Below are 11,833 nucleotides of genomic sequence, written 5' to 3' on the forward strand. Positions count from 1 at the left end.
TCATGACTTTGACTAAACCGAATGGCATCGCGTTGTCCTGCATCGCGGCTGCCTTAGCAACACATTATGCACATGCTCAGGAAGAGTCAGGTTCCGCACAGAATGAACTGGAAGTCATCAAAGTTACCGCACAGAAAAAGGTGACATCTATTCAGGATACGCCGGTGGCCATTACCGCCTTCACCGGTAATATGTTTGAGCAACGGGGCATCGACGATTTAACCAACCTGCAGTCCTACGTACCGGCTTTACACATCGGACAGGAGCAGGACGGATTCAAAATTTCATTGCGCGGCATTGGTCTGCAGGGCACCAGCTCTATTTCCGACTCCGGAGTTGCCTTTTATATCGACAATAACTACATTGCCAGACCAGCCGGCGGCTCCTCGGTATTCTACGACATCGAACGCATCGAAGTGTTGCGCGGACCGCAGGGTACCTTGTACGGGCGCAATGCCACAGGGGGCGTGGTTAATGTGATTTCCAACACGCCAAAAGAATACTTTGAAGCAGAGGCGGGTTTTACTTACGGTTCCCGGAATCACACCGAATTTCGCGGCGTAGTCAATTTGCCGGTGAATGACGATGTGCGCACCCGCTTTTCAGCGGTATATACAAAAGAAGATGGCTATATCGTTAATCAGTCTGTCCAACCGGGCACTCAGGATTTCTTCGGCACCAACGGCGACACCACTGTTCGGGGTCAGGTACTGTACGGCACGCCTGAAACGGTGGAGATATTGCTGTCCGGCACATACAGCGACATTGACGGCAGCGGTATGAATATGACTTATCTGGAAAGGAATCCGGGCGGTCCACCACCGGTACGTGCTCTGGTGAACACCATTCCTGAGGATCCGGACGATCCGCTTATCGCCAGCAATGATGCACCTGCGTTCAACAGAACAGAAACCACCAGCGGCTTTATCCGCATGATTAAGCAATCAGGTGAACTGGAAGGGTTTGTTCAGGCCAGTTATTCCGATCAGATCACACGGTCACAGCAGGATTTTGACGGCTCTGACGTGGACATCAGCATATTCAATAAAGATCAGGACAACATTTCAAAAAGTGTGGAAGTAAGACTGTCTTCCGATGACCACACAGCGCTTTCGTGGATAGTGGGTGGTTACTACTTTTATGAAGATACCTTTATCTTCCGGCGAGTACGCTTAAATGGCGTTACCCCGGGCGGCATTCTTAACTTACCGGATTTTCTGCTGGATGAAGACGGACAGGGAAAAACACTGGCCGCCTTCGGTAATGCCACTTATGCACTGCAGGATGACTTACGTTTTTCACTCGGTGTGCGGCATACGCAGGATGAGAAAACCGGAACGAAAGTCACGCGGGGAAACTTTGGCGCTCCCTTCCCGCCGGATATTCCTAACGCCCAATACCCCGGTGTCGCGGAGTTTTCCAAAAATACCTGGATGGCCGGAATCGAATACGACTATTCCGACGATGTGTTCGTGTACGCCAGACGCTCGACAGGTTACAAAGCAGGCGGCTTTAATCTGACCTCTAACGGCCTGCCCTATGAGCCTGAGAACATTGCTGCATGGGAATTCGGAATCAAGTCAGATTTACTTCAGCGAAAGGCGCGGATTAACCTCGATACGTTTTATTACGACTATCAGGATTTACAGCTGACGACACTGACCACTGTCAACAATGCACCAGGCCAGTTCACCACTAACGCAGCGCAAAGCACGATTTACGGCGCGGAAATAGAAAGCCAGTTTATTCTGTCGTCCAATTTCAAGCTGCTTGCTTCTTACTCATACATCAGCGCTGAGTTTGACGAGCTTTACAGTACCGACAACCGTGATCCCTCGCCGGTAGTGAATCCTGACGATCCGGCAGGTTTAGGACGGGCGAATCTGGCCGGGAATAAAGTACCCTACGTGCCGCAAAGTACAATTCAGGCAGGCGTGGAATATAATACAAGCTTATCTGACGGCGCTTACATCACAGCAGCCGTGAATATGCTGTGGCAGGATGATATGTACCTGCGTGAGCACAATCATCCCACGATTGATAAGGTAGAGGCGTACACCAAAACCGATGCCACAGTGACTTACCATTTTCCCGACGATCAGCTTTCGATAACGGCCTTTGTTACCAATCTGGAAGATGATGTGCAAAAAACCAATGTGTACGTGAGCCCGGGGTTTATCGGACAAAGTGCAACCGCAGCCTATTCAAAACCGCGGACGCTGGGGTTGAGAGTCGATTACCGGTTTGAATAGAACCCGCACCTTTCACTGGCAAAGTGATTGAGTAAAAGGAGGCAAATGCTATCATTCGCCTCTTTTTTACGCCGGACACTCAGAATGAAGAAAACCATCAAGAAGCTCGACAATAATGTGGTGATAGCGCTGACAATGGCGTGTGAAACTATAAAAGAATGGGACACCGGATTTGAATGGCTGACGCACACCGCAAAATATGACAATTTTCCGGGCAGCCTGATGGTGACCTGCGTGTTCAGTTTAGATGCAGAAATAGAGCTTGCTGCTGAACAAGGCTGTGATAAGAAGATCAGACAGCTTATTCAGTCCCGACTTTTAAAAGCCGGCATTAAGGTGAAGGATATTCGCAGGCACGTTCGCCTCGACAGTGAAGAAAGCTGCCTGCGGGAAGACGGTGGCGACTGGCCAGCACGTCTTGCCCGCTGGAGCTGTTAAAACTAATTACCCTCAAGCAGGTGAATTAGTTTTGTGCATCTTCAGAGGCTTCTTCCAGTTCTTCTCCCGCTGACTGAATATCCTGCCCCAATCCTTCTACGGTGGCACAGCCTGTCAGTAAGCTTCCCAGAAAGCCCGCCAGAATGGCAAAATATCTGGCCCGAATTGCTTTCGATAAATGTAGTGATTTCATGTTTCTCTCCGGTTTAATCTTCTGCGGCCGCGTCGCTGGTATCAGCCCTGGCAGCACTCTCATTGGTTGGCTGGCTTTCGCCCCTCTCCTCCTGCCCCTGACTTTTCTCAGAAAAGCCTGAGGAGCGCATCATCGTATCGAGCTTCTCACCACCTTTGGCACCGAAGTCCAGTGTACGAATAGGGAACGGGATCAGAATGTCAGCCTCATTCAGGGCACGCTGCACGGTGACAATCGCATCGTGTCTGACCTCCATATAATTAGGTTCACCCGGATAGCGGATCCAGAACCACACCAGTAAGTTCACGCTGCTGTCACCGAATGACTCTGCGTAAACGTTGGTTTCATCTTTATTGATGACGTAGTCTTTTTCGTTGATAGCATCCACAATCACTTCGCGGGCCTTTTGCGGATCATCCGCATAGGAAATGCCTACCGGCACTTCAATCCGGCGGTGGCCCATCACGGAGTAATTAGTGAGAATATTTCTGAAAAGAATTTTATTGGGGATGATTACCCGCTGCCCGTAGAACGTGGTGACCAGCGTATTTCTGAGATTAATTTCTTCCACATTACCGAACACGCCGTCTGCCTGAATGACATCGCCAATCTGAAACGGCTTGCGGATCCCCATGGCGATACCGGCGATAAAGTTCTCAGTAATATCCTGAAAAGCAAAACCAATAGCCAGCCCAACAATACCAGCACCGGCGAGCAAGGAAGTAACGGTGCCCTGCAGACCGACAAAGTCCAGCGCGATAAATATTCCGGCACAGGCAATAAATGCCTTGGCGATGGATGTAAGTAAATCGGCAATCTGCCGGGACTCAAACGCCCTTCGCAATACATTATTAAGCACCTTACCGGCAACCTTAGCCAGCAAACCGAATGCAAAGGCAATAAAAAAAGCGACTACGATATTGGGGAGCAGCTTGATCCCCCCTTCCAGCCACACCTGCAGCTTTTCATTAATTAACTCGTAGGCTTTATCGATTTGCGGAAATTCCATGTTTCTCCCGGGTATTGTTGATGCCGTTTCACTTCAGTGCTTTTACGGGCATAAACTTACAAGTATCGTTCCGGGTAGAGACGTAAAGGAAAAATAACGAAAAACATAAAGCTAATCAAAAAGATAGAAACCTTCCCCACGGGATTTGTAAAAGATACTTTGATGATGAGCAGAGAACGGGAAAGAAATAGATACCCGGGGTGTGAAAATGTCACACAGTAATTTCAGGCAGATAAAGAAGGAAAAAGACCTCACTGGAAAGTGAGGTCTGCATGATGTACTACTGACTGATGAGTTCAAACATTTGATTTTCGGCTCCGGCTGTACAGGTCCACTGCACAATATCTGCACCATCTGCCGCTGAATTACCGCTGACGTCCAGGCACAACTCACTCCACTTAGGAATGATTCGCCATCTGCCGGTTCCGGCCGACTGGAAGCGGAATAGCTGGTTGTCACCACCCCAGTAGTCGTAGAGGATGACAGTGGCACCGTTACCGGCAACGGAGGTATTAACATCCAATGACTTAGCCGGTGCATTTAGCGGCGAAATACGATGCCAGATCCCGTCTACCTGCGATATGGCGAATTTCTGACAATCATTATTAAGCCATGCATACTGCTGCACATTCGTGAGATTTGCAGTTCCGCAACCGGTGATATCTATCGCTTTACCACTATGAACCGGGCTAATCTGATAAGTGCCGTTAACCATACCATTGTTACCGTTTCCGCCGCTGCCTCCTCCGGAGCTGTAACCGTTATAAACCTCAAATTCAGCTACACGGGGTTGTGAAGATGAAGACTGGATCACGAAACTGATTTTATTCAGATTGGTATCGCTAAAAGAAATTACGTCAGGCACTGCACCGCCACTGGCCAGAGTGACTCCTGTGTCGTAATTCACCACAGCCCAGCCGGTAACCGCGTTTTCATAGCCGGCGGCTGATACAATCCGTACAGCATTTACCGTAGTATTCAGGTTTTTCACATTAATGGTGCCGGTTGAGCCATTGGGTGACCAGTAGGTACTGGTATCACCATCGATAACGTTTCCGTAGCTTGTACCACTGGCTTTACTACTGCCATCTGCCGCTGCAGACAACGCCAGATTTGTACCGGTGCCGGAACCGCCTCCGCCGTTATCACCACCGCCGTTATCGCCGCCACCATCGCCGCCACCATTATCCGGAGGTGTGGTTGTAGAGCAGTCACCATCAGATACAGCCAGCCCTTTATTAGCGCCTGCGGTAGCAGCAATAATTGAAGGCACACAACTGGCGTCATCTAAGCTATAGCTATAGGGAATACTGATGGATGTCGTGGATGACGGGTTGGGGCCGGCAGGATAATTCTTATCACCGGATGATGTCCAGGTGATGTTATCAAAGATATTTCCGCTGACCTGCCAATAACCCATATCGTTGGTATAGAACGTACCCAGTACATCTTTAGAGTCTTCGAAATAGTTGTTCTCGGCCCGGATCTCCCCGCCAATCCGCGGATTCATACCAGACTCATTGATACTCACATAGTGGTTGTTGTAGGCATGAGCAGTGGCATGACGCAGTAAAGGCGTGCGCGAATCAATATTCTGATAGAGGTTGTGGTGATAGGTAACCGGCCCGTTCTGATCGTCTGAATCACTTGAGCCTACCAGACCTCCCCGACCTGAATTTTTCAAAATACTGTAAGACAGAGTTACATATCTGGTATCGGCTTTTATGTCGAATAATGCATCGTACCCCTCACTCTCACCGCCGCTGGCTTCAAGAGTAACGTGGTCCACCCAGACATTTCTGACTGTAGATTCCATGCCGATAGCATCACCGCCGTTAGAAACCGGAGAGCCTGATTTCTTAACATTGCGCACGTGCACGTTCTGAATAATGATGTTGGAAGCATTACGAATATGTATTCCCAGTTGATCAAACAACGCCCCGCTGCCCACACCGATCAGGGTAATGTTACTTACATCTTTGATTTCAATTTTATCTTCCGCAGTATTACAACTGTCTCCGGATACTTTACTGGTATTTCCATGATTCACGGTGCCCTGAACCTGAATAATAATCGGCTCATCGCTACTGCTGCGATTACAAAGCGCCTCATGAATGCCGGTACCGCTGGAGACAATAACCACATTTCCCCCCTGACCTCCGGTAGTGCCGCCATTCTGAGTGGCGAAACCTGTTGCAGCCAGTCCGGGTAAAGATACCGGTATGGTCGCAAGTCCGATACAAAACGCTATTTTCGATGCTTTATATTTCATAAAACCTCCGCGTGATTGTGTAATACGTACTGCGCCGGCTTTCTTTATGTGCTGCCGGCTCCGGATTACGGTTTAAAGTGCAGAAGCATGTTGTCCGTCCGGATTTATTCACAATTGAATAAAATCACGTTGTCCACCGGCGCAGCTTCTGATTTCATACTACATTACGTGTTCTACTTCATACCTTTCACAAGAGCAAATAGAAATGATTAGTCTTTTCATTTAAATTAAAATGAGAATAAATTGTTAAATTGTGTTGGGTATGATGCCGGAGAATAAAAAATTGGTATGAAAAAAAACGAACCTCGCGGTTCGTTTTGATAAAGAGAAAAACAGACGCTTTTTACAGCATTCTGACTTCCCGTTGCGGGAACGGGATCTCAACTTCAGCACGCTTCAGCGCATCATAGATGGCTTTATTCAGTGCATATTTGATTTCAAAGTGACGGGTAGTAAGTGCCCAGACACGGACACCAAAATTTATGCTGCTGTCACCGAAGTTGTCGACGCCGATTGCCGGCGCTTTCTCATCGCTGATCCCTTCCACAGCTTTCACTGCCTGCTGCAGCACATCAATAACAGCATCCACATCACTGGAGTAAGCAACACCGACTTCCAGTTCAATAAGCATCTGTTCGGCAGAGTTATGCAGAATTTCACCCACAATCAGTTTGTTAGGGATCTGAATGTGTACGTTATCTTCGTCAATCAGAATGGTGTAAGGCAGCATCACTTTATCGACCACACCGGACACGCCTCTGACCTGAATAGTATCGCCGAGAACAAAAGGCCGGGTGATGATGATGGTAAAGCCCGCAGCATAGTTTGCCAGCATGCCCTGAATCGCCAGGCCTGCACCAAGGCCAACGGCACCGACAGCAGCAATTAACGGCGTTACGCTGATACCGATATTACCCAGGGCAATGATAATCACCAGCGCCAGCACGATAATCTTACAGGCCCCGCCGGTGAACCGGCTGAGCGTAATATCGATATTGCGGCCGGTCATCAGGTTCTCGACTATATCGCCTATCTTCGCCGCCATCCACCAGCCGGTGAACAAAATAATCAGAGCGCCGAGGATCTGAAAACTGTATGTCACCGCGAACTCAATGAGGGTATCGTATATGGCCTGCGCCTGTTGTAATTCTTCTTCCATAACCGCTTATTATCTAAGTTTTTTTATTGTCTTAAAGAATAAACAACAACGAAAAGTTTAACAACTTACAGCCCGTGCTTTTTAAACCGCCTGTGTACTAATTGAGGCGGGCCTTCACTTTGAATCTGATGACAAATTCAACGCCTTCATTCTCTGTGCTGTTACACGCAATTGAACCGCCCAGGGCATTAGTCACGATATTGTACGTAATATTCAGCCCCAGACCCGTGCCGCCGTGACCCCGGTTAGTGGTAAAAAACGGGTCGAAAATCCGGCTCAGATTTTCCTTACTGATCCCCTTGCCGTTATCCCGGTATTGCAGCAGGTACATATCATCTTCCTGTTCACTGATTGCCATGGAGATATTCCCTGACTCTCGGTCCTTAAAGCCGTGATTGACAGAGTTCACAATCAGATTGGTGATGACCTGTGAAAGCAGGCCGGGGTTAGTAATCACGTTCATGTCGTCGCGGCATTCGGTCGCCACAACCACATTCGCCTTACGTAACACAGACCCCAGGCTGAACAGGATCTCATCAAGATACTGACTGAGATTGACTTCGCGATCTTCTTCACTGGTTTGATCAACAGCCACCTGCTTAAAGCTGCGCACCAGCTGGGCCGTTCTGTCGATATTCTTCTTTATCATGCCAGCCAGTTCACTGGCGCTGTTGAGATAATCTTCAAAATCGTTTTCTGTCAGGTTTCCCTTTTCGTAACGGGCATGGATATCGCGGCACTCTTCCATCAGTTGGGTAATGCCGGTAAGACCTATACCCACCGGCGTATTAATCTCATGAGCCACACCGGCAACCAGCGACCCGAGGCTGGCCATTTTTTCTGATTCCACCAGCTTGCTTTGCGCCTGCTTCAGGCTTTCAATGGTTTCCGACAAACTGCGGTTCGTTGCATTCAGCGCTTCATTTCTGCTGATGATTTTTTCCTGCAGAGTTTTCTTTTCAGAAATATCACGGGTGATGGCATAAATGGCCGGCCCGCCATTCAATTTAATTTCAATGACGATAATTTCAGTCCAGAAAAGTGAACCGTCCACGCGCTGATGCTGCCATTCCAGTGTTTTATTACCATAGCCGGCGACCTGCCTGGCATTGTCAGCCACCACATCTACAGAACGGCGGCCGTCGCCTTGATACTCCGGTGAGAGATCCATTGGCGTGAGGCCTAGTATTTCTTCTTTTGAGGTATAACCGAACATATCCAGCAGAGCTTTATTGCAATCAATAAACTTGTTATCAACAAGCAGACTCAGGCCATCTTTGGAATCATTAAACAACGTTTCAAAGGTATTTTTCTGCTCTGCCAGTTCCAGCTCCAGGGCTTTCTTTTCAGAAATATCCCGCCAGTTGGCATAAATCACATCCTCGCCGTTCATGACCATTTTGGTCAGGATGATTTCCACCCACAGGGTATCGCCGACGGCACGCTTTACAATCCATTCAAAGCGCACACTCCCCTCTTGCTGGCATTTGGCCACCAGTGTCAGCCCCTTCTTCACCGAAGACATGCCGCCGTATTGCGTTTCAGGGGAAAAATCGAAAGGTGTTTTACCGATAAAGTCTTCCCTTTCCTCAACACCTACCAGTGCCAGCATGGAATCATTGCAATCTACAAAGACTTCATTCTTAAAAATTGCCAGACCATCTTTTGAATTTCTGAAAACTGTTTCGAATCCGTTCTCACGATCGTTTACGTCATTCATCACGGCAATACCTGCAAAATAAAGCTCCGGCGCAGCAAAAATAAGGCTCTGGGCTGCAACAGAATTGATATTACATATCGGTTAAAAATATTGTTTAAAATTAGCAAAGAAACGGCAGTTTGCCACTGCCCGCCCCGGGTAATTCGTCTAATGCCGCAGGTTTTACCATGTCGAATCATTTCATTGTCAGGTGAACCGAACGATTCAGTTAGCGTAATCATTGCATGACAATCTAGTATCAAAGCGGGCACAGGCAGGGACCGGGTAATGGAAAGCAAGACATTAAAAAAAAGGACAATCAGCGACAGTCGCTCTGTTCCCTATTTACGTGAAGCAAGACAAACACGGTTGCTAAAAACCTTGCTGATGCTGGCGGTGATTTACACCCTGTATCTTGCCAAATCGCTGCTCATCCCTTTGTTCTTTTCCGCATTTATTGCGCTGCTGCTTAGCCCGCTGGTCCGCATTGGCAGAAAATTCTATGTTCCGCCGTCCCTGTCCGCCTCGGTACTCATGATATTGCTGGTAGCGCCTTTCACTTTTTTGGGGTTAGAACTGGCAGAACCTGCCGGACGGTGGATGCACTCGCTGCCTAAGATTGCCGGTGAAGTGGTTACAGAAGTGGAAGAATTAAGTGACAGCCTCACCATGCAGGAGCCCGCTCCGCCTGCCGAAAAAGAAGATAAATCCTTTTTTGACTGGTTCAGTGATGATGAAGAAGTCAAGCCGGAACAACCGCAGGAAAACATCGTTACCGGCAAACTGAAGCAAAGCGGGATGGAAATCGCTATCACCATAATGAGTACAGCTCCCCTGCTGCTGGCACAAATTTTTGGCTGTATGATCCTTATCTTTTTCCTGCTGGTGTACGGCCCCGCACTGTTTAATGTGTTCATCCGCGACTTTCCGGTAGTCACCAACAAGCGCCGTGCGCTGGTTCTGGTAAACCATATACAGCGGGAGCTGTCTGCTTACATTGTAACGGTGAGTATGATCAACGGTCTGCTCGGCGTCGCCACGGCTGTTGCCCTCACCTACATCGGCGTTGAAGATGCGATTTTATGGGGTTCACTGGTGGCGCTGCTGAATTTCGTCCCCTACCTTGGTGGCCTGGTAAGTTGCAGCGTATTGCTGGTTGCCGGAGTGGTGCAGTTCGGACTGGTTGCGTCAGCACTGTTACCGGCGTTTGCTTTTATGTGTATAAATGCTGTTGAGTCTCAGCTTGTCACGCCTACCGTATTGGGAAGAAGTATGCGGTTGAATCCGCTTATCATCATTCTCTGGCTGTCGGTAGCAGGCTGGCTGTGGGGCGTTGTGGGTGTACTGCTTGCTGTGCCCATTCTGATGAGTTTTAAAATTATCCTCGAAAATCTTGGCAGTCTGCCCCACTGGGTCAAGCTGATCGAGTCGAAATAGACCGCCGGTTCAGCGCCGGCGGCGGGGCTTGCCAGATTTACGCTTGCCTTTATTATCCTGACCCAATGCTTTCGCTCTGAGGGCTTTTTTCGATAACGGTCGCTGGCTGCCGGAAGCGTCTTCCTGACCCGACGGATCAGGCTCAAACCCCGGCTCCCACTGTAATACTGCGCTGTCGCCGGTGAGCTTTTCAATTTCTTCAAGCAGATACTTTTCTTTGCTACAAAGCAACGATACCGCGATACCAGCCTGACCGGCACGTCCCGTGCGGCCAATACGGTGGATATAGTCTTCAGCGTTATAAGGTAACTCATAGTTAATGACGTATTGCAAAGACTGAATATCCAGCCCCCGTGCCGCAACGTCAGTGGCTACCAGCGCCCGCACCTGTCCGGCTTTAAATGCATCAAGCCCCCGCTCTCTCGCGCCCTGAGACTTATCACCATGTACACCGGCGGCACTGATCCCGTCTTTTTCCAGCTCAGCAACCAGTTCATCCACCGCCTGCTTTGTACGGGTAAAAATAAGCACCTGCTGCCAGTTTTTAGCACCAATCATGTAGGCTACCAGGCCGGCTTTACACTTTTTATCTACTTCGTAAAAGCGTTGCTCCACTTTATCTGCCGTGGCATTGCGCGGCGCAACTTCAATCAGTTCCGGCGCGGTGAGCAGCGAGTCTTTCAGTGCATACACTTCATCATTAAATGTGGCAGAAAAGAACAGGGTCTGACGCCGTTCAGGCAAGCGCTTTAATATCCGCTTAATATCAGTAATAAACCCCATATCCAGCATGCGGTCGGCCTCATCAAGCACAAAAGTCTGCAGCGTGCTCAAATCAATCAGTTCTTTGATAGCCAGTTCCAGTAAGCGTCCCGGCGTTGCCACCAGCACATCGCACCCCGCACTTAAAGCTTCAATTTGCGGATTAATACTGACACCGCCATAAGCGACTACGGTATTGACCCCCAGGCCATCACTGTATTTCACAAAGCTCTGATAAACTTGGTGGGCCAGTTCACGGGTAGGCGTGAGCACCAGCACACGAAGTGCTTTTTCACCGGCATCCTGCTCCAGTAAACGCTGGATAAGCGGCAGCGCAAAAGCAGCCGTTTTTCCCGTACCGGTTTGTGCACCGGCCATCACGTCCCGTCCCGCCAGCACATGAGGGATAGCCGCCTGTTGCACAGGTGTGGAAGTGTGGTAGCCCAATTTATCGAGCACAGCCAGCAACTGACTGTTTAAACCTAAATCTGAAAATCCCATAACCCGCACCTTGCAATCACTAAACGGGCGCATTGTACCTGATCAATGAATTTATCGGGTAATAAAACAAAAAAGTCTGCCGGAAGCAGACTTTTCGTTTTTAAAAAATGT

At 48.9% G+C, this 11,833-nt stretch carries 9 protein-coding genes; 3 read left to right on the forward strand and 6 right to left on the reverse strand.

The features are described 5' to 3' along the window. The first annotated feature begins 2 nt into the window (after nt 1-2). Both J3369_RS14945 and J3369_RS14950 read left to right on the forward strand, forming a co-directional pair. Nucleotides 3-2,252 (forward strand): TonB-dependent receptor, encoded by a 2,250-nt coding sequence (locus J3369_RS14945; protein WP_349588292.1) that lies wholly within the window; start codon nt 3-5, stop codon nt 2,250-2,252. Nucleotides 2,253-2,297: 45 nt separating this feature from the next. Next, a complete protein-coding gene (locus J3369_RS14950; RefSeq protein WP_349588294.1) occupies nt 2,298-2,690 on the forward strand; it encodes a Fis family transcriptional regulator in 393 nt (130 codons plus the stop codon). A 25-nt stretch (nt 2,691-2,715) separates the two neighbouring features. Here J3369_RS14950 and J3369_RS14955 read toward each other — a convergent pair whose 3' ends face one another. From J3369_RS14955 to J3369_RS14975, 5 genes are all read right to left on the reverse strand, one after another. Further along, on the reverse strand, nt 2,716-2,883 hold the full coding sequence (locus J3369_RS14955; RefSeq protein WP_303572942.1) for an entericidin A/B family lipoprotein: 168 nt from the start codon (nt 2,881-2,883) through the stop codon (nt 2,716-2,718). Nucleotides 2,884-2,896: 13 nt separating this feature from the next. Further along, nucleotides 2,897-3,892: a mechanosensitive ion channel family protein gene (locus tag J3369_RS14960; protein ID WP_349588297.1), complete on the reverse strand. Its 996-nt coding sequence runs from the start codon at nt 3,890-3,892 to the stop codon at nt 2,897-2,899. 280 nt (nt 3,893-4,172) lie between these two features. After that, nucleotides 4,173-6,164: a pectate lyase family protein gene (locus J3369_RS14965; protein ID WP_349588300.1), complete on the reverse strand. Its 1,992-nt coding sequence runs from the start codon at nt 6,162-6,164 to the stop codon at nt 4,173-4,175. A gap of 343 nt (nt 6,165-6,507) precedes the next feature. Beyond that, complete coding sequence (locus tag J3369_RS14970; protein ID WP_349588302.1) at nt 6,508-7,323, reverse strand: mechanosensitive ion channel family protein; 816 nt, start codon at nt 7,321-7,323, stop codon at nt 6,508-6,510. Between the two features lie 97 nt (nt 7,324-7,420). Further along, nucleotides 7,421-9,043, reverse strand: a complete 1,623-nt coding sequence (locus J3369_RS14975) for a PAS domain-containing sensor histidine kinase (protein WP_349589175.1) — start codon at nt 9,041-9,043, stop codon at nt 7,421-7,423. Between the two features lie 267 nt (nt 9,044-9,310). On the opposite strand from J3369_RS14975, the gene J3369_RS14980 reads away from it, so the two are divergent. Beyond that, nucleotides 9,311-10,459: an AI-2E family transporter gene (locus J3369_RS14980; protein WP_349588304.1), complete on the forward strand. Its 1,149-nt coding sequence runs from the start codon at nt 9,311-9,313 to the stop codon at nt 10,457-10,459. Nucleotides 10,460-10,468: 9 nt separating this feature from the next. Here the strand turns inward: J3369_RS14980 and J3369_RS14985 are convergent, their stop codons facing one another. Then, nucleotides 10,469-11,722 carry a DEAD/DEAH box helicase gene (locus tag J3369_RS14985; RefSeq protein WP_349588307.1) on the reverse strand — a complete coding sequence of 418 codons (1,254 nt, stop codon included), beginning with the start codon at nt 11,720-11,722 and terminating at the stop codon, nt 10,469-10,471. Nucleotides 11,723-11,833 lie beyond the last annotated feature (111 nt).

It is taken from the genome of Alteromonas sp. NFXS44, from assembly GCF_040148705.1.
Taxonomy (GTDB): Bacteria; Pseudomonadota; Gammaproteobacteria; order Enterobacterales; family Alteromonadaceae; genus Alteromonas.

What these genes read in the sequence shown, in the direction of transcription:
- J3369_RS14945 (WP_349588292.1), top strand. Translation starts at nt 3, where the DNA reads ATGACTTTGACTAAACCGAATGGCATCGCGTTGTCCTGCATCGCGGCT.
- J3369_RS14950 (WP_349588294.1), top strand. Translation starts at nt 2,298, where the DNA reads ATGCTATCATTCGCCTCTTTTTTACGCCGGACACTCAGAATGAAGAAA.
- J3369_RS14955 (WP_303572942.1), bottom strand. Translation starts at nt 2,883, where the DNA reads ATGAAATCACTACATTTATCGAAAGCAATTCGGGCCAGATATTTTGCC.
- J3369_RS14960 (WP_349588297.1), bottom strand. Translation starts at nt 3,892, where the DNA reads ATGGAATTTCCGCAAATCGATAAAGCCTACGAGTTAATTAATGAAAAG.
- J3369_RS14965 (WP_349588300.1), bottom strand. Translation starts at nt 6,164, where the DNA reads ATGAAATATAAAGCATCGAAAATAGCGTTTTGTATCGGACTTGCGACC.
- J3369_RS14970 (WP_349588302.1), bottom strand. Translation starts at nt 7,323, where the DNA reads ATGGAAGAAGAATTACAACAGGCGCAGGCCATATACGATACCCTCATT.
- J3369_RS14975 (WP_349589175.1), bottom strand. Translation starts at nt 9,043, where the DNA reads ATGAATGACGTAAACGATCGTGAGAACGGATTCGAAACAGTTTTCAGA.
- J3369_RS14980 (WP_349588304.1), top strand. Translation starts at nt 9,311, where the DNA reads ATGGAAAGCAAGACATTAAAAAAAAGGACAATCAGCGACAGTCGCTCT.
- J3369_RS14985 (WP_349588307.1), bottom strand. Translation starts at nt 11,722, where the DNA reads ATGGGATTTTCAGATTTAGGTTTAAACAGTCAGTTGCTGGCTGTGCTC.